This window comes from Shewanella sp. FDAARGOS_354, assembly GCF_002209245.2.
Taxonomy (GTDB): Bacteria; Pseudomonadota; Gammaproteobacteria; order Enterobacterales; family Shewanellaceae; genus Shewanella; species Shewanella xiamenensis.
The window spans coordinates 3,180,255-3,199,690 of sequence record NZ_CP022089.2 but is presented as its reverse complement, the minus strand read 5'-3'; the positions used below and the strand labels follow the sequence as shown (position 1 = coordinate 3,199,690).

16 protein-coding genes are annotated in these 19,436 nt (G+C 47.9%); 7 read left to right on the top strand and 9 right to left on the bottom strand.

Features of this window, described 5'->3' with window-relative positions:
* Positions 1 to 118: 118 nt before the first annotated feature.
* Together CEQ32_RS14385 and CEQ32_RS14380 are read left to right on the top strand one after the other, a co-directional pair.
* Positions 119 to 727, top strand: a complete 609-nt coding sequence (locus CEQ32_RS14385; RefSeq protein ID WP_088586256.1) for a thiol:disulfide interchange protein DsbA/DsbL — start codon at positions 119 to 121, stop codon at positions 725 to 727.
* A gap of 453 nt (positions 728 to 1,180) precedes the next feature.
* Positions 1,181 to 1,393, top strand: coding sequence for a DUF1107 domain-containing protein (locus CEQ32_RS14380; protein WP_011070699.1), 213 nt, complete (start codon positions 1,181 to 1,183; stop codon positions 1,391 to 1,393).
* Here the strand turns inward: CEQ32_RS14380 and CEQ32_RS14375 are convergent.
* Positions 1,390 to 1,611 carry a cell division protein ZapB gene (locus CEQ32_RS14375; protein WP_037413745.1) on the bottom strand — a complete coding sequence of 74 codons (222 nt, stop codon included), beginning with the start codon at positions 1,609 to 1,611 and terminating at the stop codon, positions 1,390 to 1,392. The two genes, CEQ32_RS14380 and CEQ32_RS14375, sit on opposite strands and share 4 nt — an antisense overlap.
* A 179-nt stretch (positions 1,612 to 1,790) precedes the next feature.
* Here CEQ32_RS14375 and CEQ32_RS14370 point away from each other — a divergent pair, with 179 nt between their 5' ends.
* Both CEQ32_RS14370 and CEQ32_RS14365 read left to right on the top strand, forming a co-directional pair.
* Entirely contained in the window at positions 1,791 to 3,311 is a 1,521-nt protein-coding gene (locus tag CEQ32_RS14370) for a Na+/H+ antiporter NhaC family protein (RefSeq protein WP_047534212.1), read from the top strand.
* A 56-nt stretch (positions 3,312 to 3,367) separates the two neighbouring features.
* Positions 3,368 to 3,724, top strand: coding sequence for a RidA family protein (locus CEQ32_RS14365; RefSeq protein WP_037413739.1), 357 nt, complete (start codon positions 3,368 to 3,370; stop codon positions 3,722 to 3,724).
* Between the two features lie 136 nt (positions 3,725 to 3,860).
* Here CEQ32_RS14365 and CEQ32_RS14360 read toward each other — a convergent pair whose 3' ends face one another.
* Entirely contained in the window at positions 3,861 to 4,196 is a 336-nt protein-coding gene (locus tag CEQ32_RS14360; RefSeq protein ID WP_088586255.1) for a hypothetical protein, read from the bottom strand.
* Between the two features lie 17 nt (positions 4,197 to 4,213).
* Positions 4,214 to 4,480, bottom strand: coding sequence for a Rho-binding antiterminator (locus CEQ32_RS14355; protein ID WP_037413736.1), 267 nt, complete (start codon positions 4,478 to 4,480; stop codon positions 4,214 to 4,216).
* 71 nt (positions 4,481 to 4,551) lie between these two features.
* On the opposite strand from CEQ32_RS14355, the gene CEQ32_RS14350 reads away from it, so the two are divergent.
* Positions 4,552 to 5,373, top strand: coding sequence for a DUF1223 domain-containing protein (locus CEQ32_RS14350; RefSeq protein ID WP_088586254.1), 822 nt, complete (start codon positions 4,552 to 4,554; stop codon positions 5,371 to 5,373).
* A 154-nt stretch (positions 5,374 to 5,527) separates the two neighbouring features.
* A complete protein-coding gene (locus CEQ32_RS14345) occupies positions 5,528 to 6,619 on the top strand; it encodes a branched-chain amino acid aminotransferase (protein WP_088586253.1) in 1,092 nt (363 codons plus the stop codon).
* A gap of 40 nt (positions 6,620 to 6,659) precedes the next feature.
* On the opposite strand, the gene CEQ32_RS14340 is transcribed toward CEQ32_RS14345, so the two are convergent.
* The 6 genes from CEQ32_RS14340 to CEQ32_RS14315 all read right to left on the bottom strand — a co-directional run bounded on the left by CEQ32_RS14340 (position 6,660) and on the right by CEQ32_RS14315 (position 18,583).
* The gene (locus CEQ32_RS14340) at positions 6,660 to 11,198 is read right to left on the bottom strand and encodes an EAL domain-containing protein (RefSeq protein ID WP_088586252.1); all 4,539 of its coding nucleotides are present in this window, start codon (positions 11,196 to 11,198) and stop codon (positions 6,660 to 6,662) included.
* 326 nt (positions 11,199 to 11,524) lie between these two features.
* Complete coding sequence (prpF, locus tag CEQ32_RS14335) at positions 11,525 to 12,718, bottom strand: 2-methylaconitate cis-trans isomerase PrpF (RefSeq protein WP_088586251.1); 1,194 nt, start codon at positions 12,716 to 12,718, stop codon at positions 11,525 to 11,527.
* An 86-nt stretch (positions 12,719 to 12,804) separates the two neighbouring features.
* Complete coding sequence (gene acnD, locus CEQ32_RS14330; protein WP_088586250.1) at positions 12,805 to 15,408, bottom strand: Fe/S-dependent 2-methylisocitrate dehydratase AcnD; 2,604 nt, start codon at positions 15,406 to 15,408, stop codon at positions 12,805 to 12,807.
* 80 nt (positions 15,409 to 15,488) lie between these two features.
* The gene (prpC, locus tag CEQ32_RS14325; protein WP_055647881.1) at positions 15,489 to 16,616 is read right to left on the bottom strand and encodes a 2-methylcitrate synthase; all 1,128 of its coding nucleotides are present in this window, start codon (positions 16,614 to 16,616) and stop codon (positions 15,489 to 15,491) included.
* Between the two features lie 235 nt (positions 16,617 to 16,851).
* Positions 16,852 to 17,730: a methylisocitrate lyase gene (gene prpB, locus CEQ32_RS14320; protein WP_037431229.1), complete on the bottom strand. Its 879-nt coding sequence runs from the start codon at positions 17,728 to 17,730 to the stop codon at positions 16,852 to 16,854.
* Positions 17,731 to 17,794: 64 nt separating this feature from the next.
* A complete protein-coding gene (locus CEQ32_RS14315) occupies positions 17,795 to 18,583 on the bottom strand; it encodes a GntR family transcriptional regulator (protein ID WP_055647880.1) in 789 nt (262 codons plus the stop codon).
* Positions 18,584 to 18,930: 347 nt separating this feature from the next.
* On the opposite strand from CEQ32_RS14315, the gene CEQ32_RS14310 reads away from it, so the two are divergent.
* Positions 18,931 to 19,395: a DUF523 domain-containing protein gene (locus CEQ32_RS14310; protein ID WP_055647879.1), complete on the top strand. Its 465-nt coding sequence runs from the start codon at positions 18,931 to 18,933 to the stop codon at positions 19,393 to 19,395.
* Positions 19,396 to 19,436 lie beyond the last annotated feature (41 nt).

Sequence of the window (19,436 nt, the reverse complement as noted above, 5' to 3'; positions counted from 1 at the left end):
AGGGTGGGATTTACGTGGCTCTCTTGCCTAACGGATTGAACTCTCAGCTTGAGTTACACTCAAAAAATGAAATATGTTAGGCTCCAGCTATTTTAGATAATTGATTTAAGGAAAATTCATGAAAAAAGCATTACTTATGGCGGCAGCGCTGTTATTGGCTCCATTCGCGGTTTCGGCAGCGGAATACAAAGAAGGCGTACATTACACTGTGATTAATGATGGTCCCGCGACAGCTAAACCTGAAATCACCGAGTTTTTCTCTTTCTATTGCCCACATTGCTACAACTTTTCGAAAACGGTTGTGCCTAAAATTTTGGCTGAAAAGCCAGCAGGTGTTGAATTTAACCAAGCCCACGTTGATTTTATCGGCAAAGAAATGGGCGTAGAGATGTCACGCGCTTTTGCGGTTGCTCATCAACTCAATGTCGATGAAAAAATCGATGCGGCTTTATTTGCTGCCATCCATGACAAGAAACAACACTTTACTAGCCGTGACGATGTGCGTGCCTTATTTGTGGCTAATGGCGTTGATGGTAAAGCTTTTGATGCCGCAGCAGATTCATTTATGGTCAAAGCCCAAATGGCGAAAATGAAGCGCGATACTGAAAACGCGAAACTTTCTGGCGTGCCTGCGATAGTGGTGAATGGCAAATACCGTGTTGAAACGGGTGCGATTAAGTCCTATGACGAGCTATTAGACATTGCTTATTACTTAGCGAGGAAGTGATTATCTTAGGATTGCGGTGATTTAGTCATCTGATTGCAATCTAACTCATTGATAATGAAAAAATAATAAAAAAGGAGCCGAGCGCTCCTTTTTTATTGGCCGCATCAAATTGTCCAGAATACGTTGAACCAGTTTTGCGGAGAATGCGTATTAGGATTTAGGCAAAAAAAACCGTACTTCCGATAATGGAGAGTACGGACTTGAGCCATATGGCTCATTTTTACCCTGAGTAACACGGATGATTTTAGATAAGCGTCAAAATAATGTCAATAGTCAAAATGTTGACACTTGGGTTTGTGTTTATCATTGCTTTATTTTTATAAATTAAATCAATTTGTTATTTTGTATTTATTGTAAGTTTTGAAAATAATTCTTTATCGATGAAACTCAATTGGACATCTTTCTGTCAAATGACTGTGGTCAATAACAACAAAAATGCCTGTAGGGGGTTATATGAGAGTTTTCCCTGTCTACGCACCTAAGCTTATTGTTAAGCATGCGCGTATTTTTCTCACTGGTGTGATATGGGTAAAAGACTTAGGTCGATTGGAATTTGAAAAAGGAAGATTTTTATTACCGAGAAAAAGCCTGCCAAAAGTAAAGCAGGCTATCTTAGAGCTGAACGAATTGATTGAAGCGCAGAATCATCAAACTAAAACAGCTTAGATTTCACTATTGAGCAAGCCAACAAGTCCGGTAACTTTCTCGTTCCAAGAACTCAGTTCTTGCTGCAATTGTTGGTTTTGCTCACTTAATTGTTGGTTTTGCTCACTCAAGGTTGACGTCTTTTGCTTCTCTTCCTCTAGCTCCATTTTTAGAAGCTCGATAGTTTCGAGTGTAGCCTGGATCTTGGTTTCCAGTTTGGACAGTAATTCAAGGCTCATCTGGAGAGTCCTATAGTTTCTGGATGGGACTGTGATTCTAGCAGTGCCAAGAGCATAAGGAATAGCAGTCTTTGCCGTTTGGCTAAAAAATGCCCGATAACGGAGTGCTAATTTAAGTTTTTTTGCATTTGTTATTAACTCGTTAGTATTCTTGGTTTTATTTATTATCGGAATGGCCCATGACATCAAGCCTGCTCGCCATAATTCCCCTGTTATTAACCTTAGTGTTAGCCCTATGGTTGCGACGTACCTTAGTTGCCCTAGGTGTTGGTATCCTCTCGGGCGCCTTGATTATTGCCCACTTCAATATACTGCAAAGCTTAAGTTATCTTGTGGAGATAGGCGTTAAGCAGTTTTATAGCCAAGATGCATGGCAATGGTGGCATTTAAACGTGCTAATGGCCATGTTATTACTGGGTAGCATGACACAGCTACTTGCCCGAAGTGGTGCGGTAGGGCAGTTCGGTGATTGGTTATATCAGCGTATTCGTACGGGCCGACAAGCGCGTATTGGTGTCGTATTGCTGGGTTGGTTAGTGTTTATTGATGGTATTTTTAGCTGTCTTGCCGTGGGCCATGTGTGCCAACCGTTGAGCCAGCGTTATGGTATCCGTCAGACGCAACTGGCTTATTTGGTTGACTCTAATGCGTCGCCGCTTTGTTCTCTCTTGCCTTTTTCTAGCTGGGGGCCCTATGTGATGGCGCTACTGGCGGGACTCAGCTTTTTACCCGTTTCAGCCCTTGAAGCCTTTATCGAGGTGGCCTTATCCAATTTTTATGCGATTACGACTTTAGGTTTGTCGTTGATTGTGGCCTGGTTTGGGGTCGGATTTAATCCTATGGAGAGGGCTGCGTTGGGAGCTGAGCCGCTGGATACTGATCATGTTGAAATTGTATCGCCTAGCACCCAAGGGAATCCTTGGCTGTTGTCCATTCCGATGCTGACCTTACTGTGCGCCTCTGTCGGTTTAACTCTCTGGTCTGGCGCGCAGCAGGTGCCGTCATGGGATATTTCGGCCTGGTTAGCCAGCGCTGATATTGGTGCTGCGATGCGTGATGCGTGTTTGTTATCGACGTTAGTGACTCTAGTGTTGTTGCTGCTGTCGGGCCGAAGCATTGGGAAACTGCTGGGCGATTTAGCCCATGGGGTTCGGATGATCGCCTTTGCTATCGCGATTTTACTCTGCACTTGGATGATAGGTGCTGTAATCCAAGATCTGGGCGTAGCGAGTTTATTGGCCGATTGGGCAAAATGGTATTTATCCCCCAGTTTGCTGGTGGCGGGGATGTTCCTGCTTTGCGCTATCATGGCCTTTGCCACAGGTTCAAGCTGGGGAACCTTTGCGATTATGATCCCCATCGGCGGAGAAATCGCCCATAACATGGATGCCAGCTTGCTGTTACCGGTATTAAGTGCGGTGATGGCAGGCTCGGTGTTTGGCGATCACTGCTCGCCAATTTCCGATACCAGCGTGCTGAGCGCGACGAGCTCAGGCTGTTTACCCCATGACCATGTGGTGACTCAACTGCCCTTCGCATTAATTGCTGCTGTTGCGGCATTAGTGGGATTTCAGTTAGTCAATTTATCTGTGGCAACAGTGTTTGTATGGTGTGGCGTGATATTTACGGCGCTAGGTTTGCTCATGCTAATGACGCGCTTTTATCCACCCTGGGTGGGCGCTCGTTCGCAGACAAACTGAGCCTTTCGGGGTAAAATGGTCACAGAATTAACTATCTGATTTAAGAGATTATCCCTATGAGCATTACCCGTTTAGATGTTGGTACACGTATGAGCAGCATAGTGATCCACCAAGGCACAGTGTACTTATGTGGCCAAGTGGCGAAGGATAAGTATCAAAACATCACCGAACAAACGACGACTATGCTAGAGGAAGTTGATACCCTGTTAGCGCAGGCGGGCAGTTCCCGTGAGCACTTGTTGTCAGCCACTATCTATCTAAAGGATATGAATGACTACGATGCCATGAATGCCGTTTGGGACGCTTGGGTACCACAAGGTCATGCACCAGCCCGTGCCTGTGTACAGGCGGCGATTGCCGAGCCCGAATATTTGGTTGAAGTCTCTGTGATTGCAGCTGTAGCCAAGGCGTAAACCGCGATCGACAGCTAAGTCAGTCGTAAAGCCAAGTTAATACTTGGCTTTATTCGTCATCAGGTAATTGCTGCCAGAGATTCTGGTGTCATATCCGTCGCAACAACGCGATTTTCAATTAAAACAAGATCTTCAGTTAGAAATAGCGAGCCAGATTTGCCGGAATATTTGGGCTGTGCGAGGCATAATGTGCCTGCAACCCTTGGGAGATGGCTTCAATATTCAGTGTTGGTAAATCTTGCGCTATGATGGCCGCAGCCCAAGATGCGTGGAGCTTGAGTTGAGTATAATGTTCAGTTTCAATAAACCGTGCCAACGAATAACGGCTGCCGCCTAATCCGTGCCCCCAACCTTCGCTAACGTCAAAGGGGGAATCGAGTCGCTTGCTATCAAACTCCACCAAGTAGGGATATTGGCCATGGTGACCACCAGTCCAATCGCCTAATTCCAACAGCAGAATCATCCTTGCCATTTATTTTTGCTCCTTTGTTATTGGCTCGCAATCATAACACGGCCAAAACTAGCAGCGGGATCCGTGGGCGTGATGGCGATAATGCTATCTAGCCGCAGTGTTTGCTGGCCCGCTTGATGTTCAACGACCAGCCATTCAGTCTTATCGGCATGGGTCTGAGTCGTAATTGCCCGTGCTTGGCACTGGCTGCCGTCCTGTAACTCAATCTTGAGCCAATAGCTCCGAAGGCAAGCCAGCTCAAGGTAGTCATAATGGGCACAGGGGATCATTTTATAGTCAGACATCATCTTTTTTCTCAGTTGAATGATTTAGGTGCAATTCAAGGTCTCATCACTCAGTGATAGGAGGATTGAATATGAAATGCATCTTACTCGTTGGTCTTTTGTGGTTGCAGTGGTGGCAACCTGTATTTGCTCAGACATTGGCCCCATTTCAAGCGCAGAGTGCCGTGACCCGTCCTTATATTATCGAACTTTACACCTCACAGGGATGCAGTAGTTGTCCGCCCGCCGAAGCTTGGTTATCTGAGCAGTTTAACCAGACCGATTTATGGCAGAAATATTTTCCGCTAGCCTTTCATGTGACCTATTGGGATTACCTTGGTTGGCGGGATATTTTTGGTCAAAAAGCATTTAGTGAGCGCCAATATCAACATTTAAACCAAAAGCATACACGGCAAGTGTATACGCCACAGTTTGTGATTAATGCTAAGGAGTGGCGTGGCTGGTTTTCGGGTGAATTAACCGAGATTTTTGCCGAGCCTCAACCTGAGGTGGGTGTGCTTAAAGTGCGTATCGCCAACCAGCAGCTTGAGGCGAGTTTTGTGCCACAGCAACCTTGGGGGCAGCATAAAGATTTGAGTCAAGCACGTTTACAGTTAGCACTCGTCGGCTCAGGGTTAACTAGTGAAATTAAACGCGGTGAGAATCGCCATAAGCAGTTAACCCATGACTTTGTTGTATTTAGCATGCAATCAATCCCTGTGAGTGTCCGTGCGACGGAGTTTGTTGCATCAGATTCAGCACTGTATTTTGAGCAATATCTCAATAGCATTCCGGCTACGGCGAAGAAGGCACCTCATTTAGCTTGGGTGGTGTGGTTAACGCTAAATGAAGAGCCCATACAAGCCGTCGGTGGTTGGCTTGAGGCGAAGCAGGGGGAAATCCAAAGTCAATAAGGGAAGTAGAATCAACCTATTCAAGATTACGGCAAGCTAATAAGACATTTTTGCTGGGTTATTTTATCGGCTAAGACTTTTAGATGAATCTCACCTATTGACTTTATTCTTGTCGCTACCTAGTCTGCTTGTTCAGTAATCAAGGTGGTATGCGATGGAAATAAAATACGATTTAAAACCTGCGTCCGAACGCCGTACTGAGCAATTCAAGCCCGAAGGAAATGTGGGCTTCGGTAGCCTCAGAACCGATCATATGTTTTTAATGGATTATCGCGATGGTGAGTGGCGCGATCCTCGTATTGTGCCCTATGGCCCGTTTGAAATGGCGCCGGGTGCGATGGCCCTGCATTATGGTCAGTCAATCTTCGAAGGCGCCAAGGCCTTTATGCATCAAGATGGCGAAATTTACACGTTCCGCATCAACAAAAACGCCGAGCGTATGAATCGCTCTGCGGATATTGTCTGTATTCCTAATATTGATGAGCAGATGCAAATCGATGCGATCAACGCCTTGATCGACGTAGACCGTCTTTGGTTCCCGATGCAAGAAGGTGCCTGTTTATACATTCGCCCCTTTATTTTTGCGACCGAAGACCGTCTGTCTGTAAGCCCAAGTTCGCGCTACACATTCTGCGTGGTGTTAAGCCCAAGTGGTGCTTACTACGCGGCGGGTGTGAATAAAGGCATTCGTCTACTGATCAGCAAGACTTACCATCGCGCCGTATCGGGTGGTACTGGCGCCTCTAAAGCAGCGGGTAACTATGCTGCCTCATTGCGTGCGGGTAAAGCAGCCGCAAAGTTTGGTGCTTCGCAGGTACTGTATTTAGATGCGAACAACCAACAGATTGAAGAAGCGGGCGCGATGAACCACTTCCACATTCTGAAAGATGGCACAGTGATCATCCCAACCTTCACCGATACCATTTTAAAATCGATTACCTCGCAATCTATTATGGAGCTGGGTGAATTGCTCGGCTGCGAAGTGCGCCAAGAGACGGTCATGCTGGATAAGTTTATCGCCGATATCGAATCCGGTGAGATTATCGAAGCGGGAGGTTTTGGGACTGCTGCCGTAGTGTCTGCTGTCGGTTCCTATATTTTTGAAGATGGTCGAGTGGTGACTGTGGGCAACGGTGAAGTAGGTGAGCATATTCAACGCATCTACAAGCTGTATACCGATATCCAGAAAGGCCATATTCAAGGCCCTGATGGCTGGGTGAGACGCGTTGAGCGTATCGCACCTTAATAGTTTCTAAATCAATACGATAAGGCTCCATGATGGAGCCTTATTCTTTTGCGTCTTGACGCTTTTGTATCTGTTGTATTAAAAGTGTTTGGCAATCTTTGGCGCTCAGCGGTTTACTCAGCAGAAAGCCTTGGACTTGATCACAGCCTTGCAGCGCCAAGAAGTTAAGTTGTTCTTGAGTTTCAACCCCTTCTGCCACCACATTCAACTCTAGGCTGTGGGCGAGAGCAATAATCGCGCTGGTAATGGCCGCATCATCGGGGTCGTTGGTTATGTCGCGCACAAACTCGCGGTCAATTTTTAAGGTATCAATAGGGAAACGTTTGAGGTAACTCAAGCTTGAATAGCCAGTACCGAAATCGTCTACAGCAATGGTTAAGCCTAATGCTTTGAGTTTTGAGAGGATATTAACTGACTCCTGTGGGTTGCCCATGATCATCGATTCAGTTAGCTCCAACTCAAGAGCCTGGGCGGGAAGTCCTGATACCGCAAGGGCTACTTCAATGGTTGAGATAATATCGGCCTTTAACTGTCTAGCAGACAAGTTAACGGCCATGGTGATATCGCTAAAACCTAACTCATTCCATTCGGCCAGTTGTTGGCAAGCGTGGTTAATCACCCAATGGCCTATTTGATTGATCATGCCTGTTTCTTCCGCGAGGGGAATAAACTCGGCGGGAGAAATGGGGCCTAATTCTGAATGCTGCCAGCGCAGTAGTGCTTCAAGCCCTGTCAGAGATCCATTGCGTAGGCAAAACTTAGGTTGATACACCAAGCTTAACTCATTGTGGGCGATTGCTTGTTTTAATCCCGTTTCGAGCAGCATATGGCGAGTCGCCATCTCATTGAGTTTATTGGTGTAAAACTGAAAGTTATTTCGCCCGAGAGCCTTAGCATGGTACATGGCGGTATCGGCAAATTTAATTAACGAATCCACATCTACAGCATCATTAGGATAGAGACTGATACCTATCGAAGTGGAGATAGTGAGGGATTTGTCCTCTAATAAGAAGGGCGCTTGAAAGGCTTTGAGCACTTTTTCCGAAATTAACGTCGCTGCTTTAGTTTTCGCCACACCTTCTAGAATAATGGTAAATTCATCACCACCCAAGCGGGCTACGGTATCTCCTTCGCGGACGGCATTTTGCAGCCTATGGGCCACTGCTTTGAGTAATAGATCGCCAATGTGGTGCCCCATAGAGTCGTTAATGTGCTTAAAACGGTCGAGGTCTAAAAACAGTAGGGCGACAATATTATTCGATCTATGTGCTTGAGATATCGCGTGATTAAGCCGGTCTTGGAATAAGGTTCGATTAGGCAGCCCTGTGAGCGTGTCAAAGCTAGCGAGGAAACGTAAATCCTCCTCGGCCTTTTTGCGCTCTGTAATATCAGTAAATACCGCCACAAAGTGGCTAGTTTCACCTTTTACGTCAATTACTTGATTAATCTCGAGCCACACCAAAATTGCTCTACGGGCCTTATTGCGGATCCAAATTTCTCCCGCCCAATGTTTATGGCGTAGTAGTTGCTGTTCAATGCTATTAAACAGATCCCGTTGTTTTCTACTGTAGGCTAAGTGAATTAAGTATTTATCACTAATCTGCCGCTCTGAATAACCAGTGATATTGCTAAAAGCAGGGTTTACCGAACGGATTCGATAGTCTAATCCTGCCACCACGACGGCTTCATTCATGCTATTTAGCACTTGTGAGGAGAGTACCAGCTCGTTTTCGATCAGCTTGCGCGAGGTAATATCCCGAGTTGTGCCCGTCATACGAATGGGATGGTCCTGCCCATTAGCTTCAACAACTTTACCCCGCTCAAGGATCCAAACCCATTTGTTGGGCGAATGCTCAATGCGGTATTCCACTTCAAAGAAGGGAGTGCGTCCTTGTAGGTGTTCGGCTAACTCGTGCCTAAATCTTTCCCTATCTTCAGGATGAGCATTGTCGTGCAGTAGATGGTGACGGTTCCATTGAGGGACAGGTATATCTGTATGCGTCCGGTAAACCTGTTGTTCTTGGATATTCCAGTCCCACATCCCGTCGCCCGAAGCCCAAAGCGCCAGTTTAAGCCGTTCTTCAGATGCACGAATGCTAGTTTCAAACTCTTGTTGTTGGCGACGTTTTTGTTTGCGCCATTTTACTATCCATATCAGTAGAGTTAGTGTCAGTAGAATATAAAGCGCATAGGCCAATTCGGTGCGATAAAAAGGTGCATTGACGGTTAAATCGACCAAAAGCGTATAGTCACCTTGACGGTTGTATTCAAGTGAGTGGCGCACATGGAGCACGTAGTTGCCTGGATCGATATTAGTGAAGGTGATTTCATTGCCTGTCGGTAAATCGTGCCAATGGTTATCAAATCCTTCGAGGAAATAACTAAAGCGGTTTTTTCCTGTATAGCTAAAATCCAGTGAGGTGATTTCAAAGCTCACTAATTGATCGGCGTAGTTCATTACGATTTTCGGCGGATGACTCAGATCTAAAATCGTCTGTTTTTGGCCGGCAATTTTATATGCTGTGAGTGCTACCTTCGCTTCACCCCTTTTGTCAGGTAGGATTTTAGGGTTAAAGCGATTGATGCCATTAATTCCGCCAAACCAGAGATCGCCATCACTGTCTTTAAGTTTTACACCACCGTTAAATTCCAGTGCCTGTAAGCCTTCCTGTTCGTTGAAATTAATAATTTTGTTATTGATAGGGTTTAATTTTCCAATACCGGCATTGCTACTGAACCAAATATGATGCTCATCATCCTCCAGCAGAGCGTAAATTGTATCGCTGGGTAGACCTTGTTCACGGGTATAATCACTAAAAATGGGCAATAAGGTTTGATACGATAGCAGACTAATGCCACCGTGGGTCGCAAACCAAACATCACCATTACTTGCGACTAAGATATCCCTAATGCGGTTATTGATAATGCTGTTTTTGTCATGGGGGTCATGGTAAAAAACGTCGCCATGCCCCGTTTGCATATCTAATTTTACTAGTCCATTGAGCGAACCAATCCACAGAATATTATTATTGGCCCTAAGGGTGAGTAACAGGTTTTGTGTAGGATGAAAATTTTCAATGCCTGTTAGCGAAACAGGCGTAAATTCATCATTTATAGTGGATTTCCGATATAGCGCATGGGATGTCGCTACCCAGAGCCTATTTTGATCATCTAACTCTAGACTGCGGATATAGTTCGCTTCTGCTGAGGTGTCTTTGCTATCTGCAACATTAAGTAGGCTAAATTCACCGTTTGGAGCCAGACGCCCTAGTCCATAGTTACTGGCAAACCAGAGGGCGCCTTGCTTATCTTGAATAATCGAGCGCAGAGTGAGGTTTAAGTATTGAGTCTCTAACCCTAATGCCTTGGCAAACAAAGTGCTGTAATTTTCATATGTTTTACTATTTCGTGCTAACCGCTTAAGGCCCGCGCCTTCTGTTCCTATCCACAGTGCCTGATCTTGGCTGCGGTAAAGGCTACGGACATTATTGCTCTGTTGAGGTAATTCGGTCGTATATTCAAACAGATGCTGAAAATATTGACGGCGAGTGTTGATCTTATTCAATCCAGAATAACTCGCGCCGAGCCATAGATTGCCAAAAGGATCTTCTAGCAGGGATAAGATATTGTTTTCACTGATACTGTTGGTGCGTTTGGGATCAAATTTATGATAAGTTGCAACGAATTGATCCGCCTCTCTTTCTAATTGTATTAAACCAGCTTCAGGTCCGACGACCCAGAATTGTCCTTGGGATGTTTGAACAAAATCTTTGATATAGGGAACATTATTTTCTGCTTGCCAGATGATAGTCCCTTGTTGAGTGGTCAGATCATAGTGCCAGAGCTGATTACCAAGCGCTAAGCTAATTGCTCGACTTGAATTGGCTTTAATCTGATAAGCAATCACATCCTGCGGCACATTCAGCCGCGTAATCGTATTTGCACTTACAGCAAAGGTACCATTATCCCTGGTTCCTGCGAGTAAATAGGTGTTATCAACATTGGCAAGACTGGTGATGTAGGGTTCAACGCTGGTTCCTAGTGAAACTTGGGTTAAGCGTTTTGTTCTTGTGGAAAAAGAAAACAAGCCACTTTGAGTGCCAATCCACAGCGTATTGCCGACAATATTGAGTTTAGTGACCCTGGGATCGGTGAGACCCTGTTCTATGCCAATGCGTTCAAAGGTGCCTGTTTTTAAATTGAGCCGATTTATACCTTGGCTAAAAGTACCTATCCAAAGATAACCTTGGGCATCTTGGATAATATCCGAGATAAAACTTTCTGAAATGCTTTGAGGATCATTAGGGGAGTGGATAAAAAGATTGAAGTTGTAACCGTTATAGCTATGGAGTCCATCTTGAGTGCCAATCCACAGCATGCCAGCACTGTCCATAAATAGGCTGGTGATTGTGTTTTGGTTTAACCCTTCTTCGCTGCGGATATGCTCAAATTTAAGCAGTGTATTTGCCGCATTAAGCGGTAATGCCAAGCCTGCGGGAAGCACCGCAACAAAACTGAGAATGCAGAGCACGCTAACGATTAGTCTAAGGATTGGTTGACTCAAAGCTACCCCTATCATTCCCTACTTTTTCCCCAATTTTGGGAGGTATTATTAACGTTACTTTAGGAATGTCGCGTTAAGAATGAGACTGACGCGATCTCAGTTTTAAAATTAAAATAATGGTTAATTTATTCACAGATTTATATAGCGTAAGGTGTTTTTATCAATATCAGCTGTGACCAACGCAAGTTTAGCATTTTTTACCGAATGCCAACATATTGCAGCTCGCAGGGAAGATAAATAAAAAAAGACCTTGCCGGAAGGGGGAGAAGCAAGGCCTTTGGTTGAACTCTATTGATAGGGTGATATCAATCAACTTGAAGGTGCGAATCAGTTGTCTGGTTTTATACGGTGGGCACGCGTACAAAACCTTCCATCAGCACTCGGGCGCTGCGACTCATAATGGCTTTAGTCACTGTCCATTCGCCGTTTTGTTGCATGGCCTGTGCGCCGACGCGAAGGGTGCCAGAAGGATGGCCAAAACGTACCGCTTCCTTCTCACCACCGCCTGCCGCGAGATTGACTAAAGTGCCGGGAATCGCCGCCGCGGTACCAATCGCTACGGCGGCTGTGCCCATCATCGCATGGTGCAATTTGCCCATGGAGAGGGCACGTACCAGAAGATCGATCTCCTCCGCTGCAACTGCTTTGCCGCTGGATGACACATAGTTTTTCGGCTTAGCAACAAAGGCCACCTTAGGGGTATGTTGGCGTGATGCGGCCTCATCAATATGTGTGATAAGTCCCATACGTACGGCGCCATAAGCACGGATGGTCTCAAACTTGGCAAGAGCGGCATTATCGCTGTTGATATCGTCTTGCAGTTCAGTGCCCGAGTAACCTAAGTCCTCAGCATTGATAAAGATGGTTGGGATACCCGCGTTAATCATGGTGGCATTAAAGCTGCCAATCCCGGGTACTTCGAGTACATCCACTAAATTACCCGTTGGGAACATGCTGCCACCATCGCCGTCTTCGTCAGCGGCGGGGTTCATAAATTCGATCTGCACTTCGGCGGCGGGGAAGGTCACGCCATCGAGCTCAAAATCGCCTGTCTCTTGCACCATGCCATCGGTAATCGGCACATGGGCAATAATGGTTTTTGCAATATTGGCCTGCCAAATACGCACGGTGCAGATACCGTTTTGCGGGATGCGCGCAGCATCAATCAGCCCATTGCTGATGGCAAAGGCGCCGACGGCGGCGGTCAAGTTGCCGCAATTACCGCTCCAATCCACAAAGGGTTTGTCGATAGACACTTGGCCAAACAGATAGTCAACATCGTGGTCGACTTGGCTGCTTTTAGACAGAATAACCGTCTTGCTGGTGCTGGAAGTTGCGCCGCCCATACCATCAATCTGTTTACCATAGGGGTCGGGACTGCCAATCACGCGCAGCAGTAGTGCATCTCGAGCTGGGCCGGGTACTTGGGCTGCTTCGGGTAAGTCCTGTAAACGGAAAAATACCCCTTTGCTCGTGCCACCGCGCATATAGGTTGCAGCCACTTTAATCTGGGGCGGGAAAAGTTTATTACTCATGCTATTAACTCCAAGGGGAATAGCGAAAAGGTTCGTGTCGATATAGGCGGCAAGTTTGTCGGCATTGCCGCCTTTTAGCGCGAATCTTACTTCAGATTTGACTCTAAAAAATCCTGCGCAAACCGTTGCAGTACGCCGCCAGCAGAGTAGATAGACACTTCTTCAGCGGTATCTAAACGACAGGTCACAGGCACTTCGACGCGCTCACCGTTTTTACGGGTGATGATAACGGTGAGATCTGCACGTGGCGCGATATCACCAACAACATCAAACACCTCGGTGCCATCGATGCCATAGGTCGCGCGATTCTCGCCCGCTTTGAACTCCAGCGGTAACACGCCCATACCGACTAAGTTTGTGCGGTGAATACGCTCAAAGCCTTCAGCGACAATCGCCTCTACACCCGCTAAGCGCACGCCCTTGGCCGCCCAGTCACGGGATGAACCCTGACCATAGTCGGCACCAGCGATAATAATCAGCGGTTGTTTGCGATCCATATAGGTTTCAATGGCTTCCCACATGCGGGTCACTTGGCCTTCTGGCTCGATACGCGCCAGTGAGCCTTGCTTAACTTTGCCATCGACAATTGCCATCTCGTTTTTGAGTTTAGGGTTGGCGAAGGTCGCGCGCTGGGCGGTTAAATGGTCGCCCCTGTGGGTCGCGTAGGAGTTAAAGTCTTCCTCTGGCAGGCCCATTTTATGTAGGTATTCGCCCGCCGCGCTGTCCATCATAATCGCGTTCGATGGCGATAAATGGTCAGTGGTGATGTTGTCGCCTAATACCGCGAGTGGACGCATGCCCTTGAGGGTGCGCTCGCCCGCTAATGCACCTTCCCAGTAAGGTGGGCGGCGGATATAGGTTGATTGTGGACGCCAGTTGTACAGTGGGCTGACCTTATCGCCATAGTCGACGCTCAGGTCGAACATTGGCTCGTAGACTTTGCGGAACTGCTCTGGCTTCACGCTTGCCGCAATCACTGCATCGATTTCGGTATCCGTTGGCCAAATATCGATTAAGCGCACTGGCTTGCCGTCTTTATCGTGGCCTAACACATCCTTCTCGATATCGAAACGAATGGTACCCGCAATTGCATAGGCCACCACTAACGGTGGCGATGCGAGGAAGGCTTGCTTAGCGTAAGGATGGATACGACCGTCGAAGTTACGGTTACCGGATAATACGGCGGTGGCGTACAGATCGCGGTCGATCACTTCCTGCTGAATCACTGGGTCGAGTGCGCCGCTCATACCGTTACAGGTGGTACAGGCAAAACCGACGATACCGAAGCCTAATGACTCAAGCTCTGGCAGCAAGTTGGCTTCTTCTAAATAGAGTTGTACCGCCTTAGAGCCGGGGGCGAGTGAGGTTTTCACCCAAGGTTTACGGCTTAAGCCTTTGGCATTGGCGTTACGTGCCAGCAGGCCCGCCGCAATTACGTTGCGTGGGTTACTGGTGTTGGTGCAGCTAGTGATGGCCGCAATAATCACTGCACCATCTGGCATGAGGCCTGGCTCGTTTTCAACCACGCCGCTGATGCCGCGCGCGGCCAACTCTGAAGTCGGAACGCGAGCATGGGGATTCGATGGGCCAGCAATGGTACGCACTACCGATGATAGATCAAAATGCAGGGTGCGTGGGTACTCGGCCTGCTTGAGATCATCGCTCCACAAACCTGTGGTCTTGGCATAGGTTTCAACCAGCTTCACTTGCTCGTCGCTACGACCCGTCAGGGTTAAGTAGTCCAGCGTCTGTTGGTCGATATAGAACATGGCGGCGGTTGCGCCAAATTCTGGCGTCATGTTAGAGATAGTCGCGCGATCGCCAAGTGTTAAAGCCTCTGCGCCTTCGCCGAAGAACTCAAGGTAAGAAGAAACCACTTTTTCCTTACGCAGGAATTCGGTCAAGGCTAAAACGATATCGGTAGCGGTGATGCTCGGCTGAGGTTTGCCTGTGAGCTCAACGCCGATAATGTCGGGTAGACGCATGTATGAGGCGCGGCCCAGCATCACGCTTTCGGCCTCAAGTCCACCCACACCGATAGCGATAACGCCCAGCGCATCCACGTGTGGCGTGTGACTGTCGGTGCCCACTAAGGTATCGGGGAATGCCACGCCATCACGGGCATGCACCACGGGTGACATACGCTCCAGGTTGATTTGGTGCATGATGCCGTTACCCTGCGGGATCACATCGATGTTTTTAAAGGCTTTTTGCGTCCAGTTGATAAAGTGAAATCTGTCTTCGTTGCGTCTGTCTTCGATGGCGCGGTTTTTGGCGAAGGCATCTTTATCGAAACCACCGAATTCCACTGCCAGTGAGTGGTCAACAATCAGCTGGGTCGGGACCACAGGGTTAACCTGGGCAGGATCGCCACCTTTAGCAGCAATCGCATCACGTAAACCGGCAAGGTCTACCAGCGCGGTTTGCCCTAAAATATCGTGGCACACCACGCGGGCTGGGAACCATGGGAAATCCAGTTCCTGTTTTGATTCAATAATTTGTTTTAGCGAGTCTGTGAGTGCTTCTGGCTCGCAGCGACGCACTAAGTTTTCCGCTAACACGCGCGAGGTGTAAGGCAATTTCGCATAGGCGCCGGGGGCAATGGCTTCAATGGCTTCGCGGGTATCGAAATAGTCGAGTGCTGTGCCGGGTAAAGGCTTGCGATATTGGGTGTTCATAACAGTGCTCATAACATCATCCATTTCGGAAAATGAAGTCGGCGCGAGACGCACCTTGAGTGAAGTCTCGCGCTAAGTGTGGTCAGTTTTGCTTAACGGTTGGCAATGGGTACCACTTTGCGTGGTGATACACCCACATAGTCGGCACTTGGACGAATAATGCGGTTGTTTGAACGCTGCTCCATCACATGTGCTGCCCAACCCGTTACCCGTGAACAAACGAAGATCGGGGTAAACAGCTTGGTTGGAATGCCCATGAAGTGGTAAGCACTGGCATGGAAGAAGTCGGCGTTACAGAAGAGTTTTTTCTGTTCCCACATCAGGGCTTCACAGGCGACCGATACGCGGTAGAGGCGATCATCGCCATAATCTGCGGCCAGTTTTTCTGACCATTCTTTGATGATGGCGTTACGAGGATCTGAATCTCGGTAGATGGCGTGACCAAAGCCCATAATCTTTTCTTTGCGCTCGAGTTTACCCATGAGCACATCGCGGGCATCGGCTTCGTCTTTCATATCTTGAATGAGTTCCATCGCCGCTTCGTTGGCGCCGCCATGCAGTGGGCCACGTAGTGAACCGATAGCGCCTGTCACGCAAGAATGCATGTCCGACAGGGTCGATGCACACACACGGGCGGTAAAGGTTGAAGCGTTAAACTCATGCTCTGCATACAGAATTAACGATACGTCCATTACCTTAGCGTGCAGCGCCGATGGAGCTTTGCCGTGCAGCAGGTGTAAGAAATGGGCGCCGATTTGCTCATCGGTGGTTTCGGTGTCGATGCGTACGCCATCGTGGCTAAAGCGATACCAGTAGCAAATGATCGATGGGAAGGCCGCCAGTAAACGATCAGCGATTTGGCTTTGTTCGCTAAAGCTGTGCTCGGCTTCGAGGTTACCCAACATAGAACAACCGGTACGCATCACATCCATTGGATGGGCGTCGGCAGGAATGCGCTCTAACACTTCTTTTAATGCCTGTGGCAGGCCGCGCATGCCCTTAAGTTTGGTCTTATAGGCTTCGAGTTGTGCTGTGGTTGGCAGCTCACCGTAAAGGATCAGGTAGGCGACTTCTTCGAAGGTGGCGTTTTCGGCCAGATCTTTTACATCGTAACCGCGGTAGGTCAGGCCGCTACCCGATACACCTACAGTACTTAGTGCAGTCTCACCCGCGCTCTGGCCACGTAATCCAGCACCACTTAATTTTTTTGCGTCTGACATAATTCTTCCCTTCCGTTAACGCTATGGTTATTGCAGACAGGCTCAATATTAGCCGTCTACCTTTTTGGTTAAAGCTGCATAAATGTTGACTAAATACAGAGTTTTAGCCTTATGTAGGGTTGCAGCATATCGGTGATGCAGGAGCCGTTATTTGAGGTCACGGCTCTCGCATCTGGGTATCAGTAACAACGCGAAGCCTAAGCTTCTACTGACGTCCATGGTCTGTACTTATCTTTTACTTATCTTGGCTAAATAATTGATCTAACTTGTCTTCAAAGGCGTGGTAGCCCAAGTACTTATACAAATCCGTACGGGTCTGCATAGTGTCTAAGACATTGCGTTGATGACCATCATTCATCAGCGCTTGCATCACTTTCAGTGCGGCTTGGTTAGCGGCGCGGAAAGTGCCGAGTGGGTAAAGCACCATGTCGGCGCCCGCTTCGGCGAGTTCTTCTTTGTTGAACAATTGGGTTTGGCCAAATTCGGTCATGTTCGCCAGAATTGGTGCGTTAACTTGGGCTTTGAAGTGACGGTATTGGTCCAGCTCAGTTAAGGCTTCGGCGAAAATCATATCGGCACCCGCGGCGATATAGGCTTTTGCACGTTCGATACCCGCTTCTAAACCTTCAACGGCAACCGCATCGGTGCGCGCCATGATCACAAAGTTAGGGTCGGTGCGGGCATCGACGGCGGCCTTGATACGGTCAACCATTTCCTCGGTACTGACGACCGCTTTGTTGGGTCTGTGGCCACAACGCTTTTGCGACACTTGGTCTTCCATGTGCACGGCAGCTACACCGATTTTCTCAAACTCTTTAATGGTGCGGGCGATGTTGAAGGCGCCACCCCAACCTGTGTCGATATCGACCAGCAGTGGCAGTTGAGTTGCTGAGGTGATACGACCTGCATCGATTAGCACATCGTTCATCGAGGTCATGCCTAAATCCGGCAAACCGTAGGAGGCGTTCGCTACGCCTGCGCCCGACAGATACAGGGCTTGGAAACCGGTTTGCTCCGCCATCAAGGCGAAATACGCATTGGTGGTGCCAACGATTTGTAAGGGTTTTGAGTTAGCAAGAGCTTGGCGAAAACGTAATCCTGCGCTTTGGGTCATGGTCTTGTCCTTATCCAATTAAAAAGTACTGAATGATCAGTATTCGATGCTTATGGGCTGCGACTTAGCTGATATTGGCTAAGGTTTCTTTCGCGGCGGCGTTAGCTTGCAATTCAATCAAGCGTAATTCGGTATTTTTACGGCCTTGCTCTATATGGCGACGCATCAACAGGCTGGCGAGTTCGCCATCACGCTGGGCGATGGCCTCGACGATACGTCTATGTTCGGCAATGGCTTTTACTGGTCGATTCTTATTGGTGCACTGATAGCGATACATCCGCAGCAGGTGGTAGAGCCCGCCAATTAAGGTTTCTTGCAGATGCTTATTGCCGCTTGCTTGGATGATTTGATAGTGGAAGTCGACATCGCCTTCCTCTTGGAAATAGGTATCGCCATTAGCCAGCGCGGTTTCTTGAACGGCGAGCAGGTCTTGCAACTTCGCCAGCTGTTCTGGGGTAATGCGGCTAGCGGCGAGTTCGCAGGCCATACCTTCGAGCACGCTACGTAATTGATATAAATCGTTTAACTCGCTCACAGTCAGTTGAGCAACACGGGCACCTACATGGGGCGCGCGGACAACGAGACGTTGTCTTTCTAAGGTTTGCAGCGCTTCACGGGTCGGGCCTCGGCTGATGCCATATTTTTCGGCGAGGGCTTGCTCGTTGATCTTACTGCCTGCAGGCAGTTCACCCTTGATGATGCTGGTTTGTATTTGCACCAAAATTTGATCGGCTAAAGTGGTCGACGATTTTTCGCTGGCGAGGGATTTCACCTTATTCGTTGGGCTCGTCGAGGCATGGGCCGCTGAACTTGGGGTGTCATCTATGGGGAATATGGTCTCTTGCTTCAACATACTGCGCATCACTCGTTGATTGCTGGATTGTCGACAATGGGTAAAAAATAGTCCCGTTAAATGCCATTGTCAACAATATGTTTACTTAGACGTAAGTCTATACTTCTGGCGCATTAATCATTAGTCATTGTATTTATTTATTATTCTTTATTTAAGTTGATTTTTATAATTTTATCTTCTCTATTTTGTAATTGGTAATTGTCGACAATTTGGTGTTGAGTGATGTCAGATGGTGCGATCAAGCACAGCTTTTACCCCATTGCGACTTATTGAGTACAATGCAGAGGAAGTATTGGTCGGCACTCACAGGGTTAAGGCTCTTGGGGTTTAGGCATTAGGGGGGCAAGATGGAGAAAATCCTCATTAGTAGTTGTTTGCTTGGGCAGGCGGTGCGTTATGACGGCGGTCATAATCTGCAGCAAGACGAGTGGATGCAGCGATGGCAGCGAGAAGGCCGCATAGTAGCGTTTTGTCCTGAATGCGCGGGCGGATTACCCACACCAAGGCCTGCGGCCGAGCGTGTTGGCGATCTAGTGCTAACAGCGCAGGGTGAAGATGTCACAGCGGCTTTTAGGTTGGGAGCACAAAAGGCGCTTGCTTTGGCTCAGGAGCAAGGCATTAAAATAGCGATTTTAAAGGCGCGTAGTCCTTCCTGTGGTAATCAGCACATTTATGATGGCAGTTTCAGTAAGCATTTAATTGCAGGGCGGGGAATGACGGCCGAACTTCTGCTGGCGGCAGGTATGAGTGTGTTTAATGAAACGGAATTAGCAGAAGCGGCAATGAGGCTGGCACAGCTAGAAGTGGAATAAGCGGGCTAGGTAAGCCCAACCCGCTATCGACTCACTTACGT

Excerpts from the sequence above, each read along its gene's own strand:
- CEQ32_RS14385 (WP_088586256.1), top strand. The coding sequence starts at position 119 with ATGAAAAAAGCATTACTTATGGCGGCAGCGCTGTTATTGGCTCCATTC.
- CEQ32_RS14380 (WP_011070699.1), top strand. The coding sequence starts at position 1,181 with ATGAGAGTTTTCCCTGTCTACGCACCTAAGCTTATTGTTAAGCATGCG.
- CEQ32_RS14375 (WP_037413745.1), bottom strand. The coding sequence starts at position 1,611 with ATGAGCCTTGAATTACTGTCCAAACTGGAAACCAAGATCCAGGCTACA.
- CEQ32_RS14370 (WP_047534212.1), top strand. The coding sequence starts at position 1,791 with ATGACATCAAGCCTGCTCGCCATAATTCCCCTGTTATTAACCTTAGTG.
- CEQ32_RS14365 (WP_037413739.1), top strand. The coding sequence starts at position 3,368 with ATGAGCATTACCCGTTTAGATGTTGGTACACGTATGAGCAGCATAGTG.
- CEQ32_RS14360 (WP_088586255.1), bottom strand. The coding sequence starts at position 4,196 with ATGGCAAGGATGATTCTGCTGTTGGAATTAGGCGATTGGACTGGTGGT.
- CEQ32_RS14355 (WP_037413736.1), bottom strand. The coding sequence starts at position 4,480 with ATGTCTGACTATAAAATGATCCCCTGTGCCCATTATGACTACCTTGAG.
- CEQ32_RS14350 (WP_088586254.1), top strand. The coding sequence starts at position 4,552 with ATGAAATGCATCTTACTCGTTGGTCTTTTGTGGTTGCAGTGGTGGCAA.
- CEQ32_RS14345 (WP_088586253.1), top strand. The coding sequence starts at position 5,528 with ATGGAAATAAAATACGATTTAAAACCTGCGTCCGAACGCCGTACTGAG.
- CEQ32_RS14340 (WP_088586252.1), bottom strand. The coding sequence starts at position 11,198 with ATGATAGGGGTAGCTTTGAGTCAACCAATCCTTAGACTAATCGTTAGC.
- prpF (WP_088586251.1), bottom strand. The coding sequence starts at position 12,718 with ATGAGTAATAAACTTTTCCCGCCCCAGATTAAAGTGGCTGCAACCTAT.
- acnD (WP_088586250.1), bottom strand. The coding sequence starts at position 15,408 with ATGAGCACTGTTATGAACACCCAATATCGCAAGCCTTTACCCGGCACA.
- prpC (WP_055647881.1), bottom strand. The coding sequence starts at position 16,616 with ATGTCAGACGCAAAAAAATTAAGTGGTGCTGGATTACGTGGCCAGAGC.
- prpB (WP_037431229.1), bottom strand. The coding sequence starts at position 17,730 with ATGACCCAAAGCGCAGGATTACGTTTTCGCCAAGCTCTTGCTAACTCA.
- CEQ32_RS14315 (WP_055647880.1), bottom strand. The coding sequence starts at position 18,583 with ATGTTGAAGCAAGAGACCATATTCCCCATAGATGACACCCCAAGTTCA.
- CEQ32_RS14310 (WP_055647879.1), top strand. The coding sequence starts at position 18,931 with ATGGAGAAAATCCTCATTAGTAGTTGTTTGCTTGGGCAGGCGGTGCGT.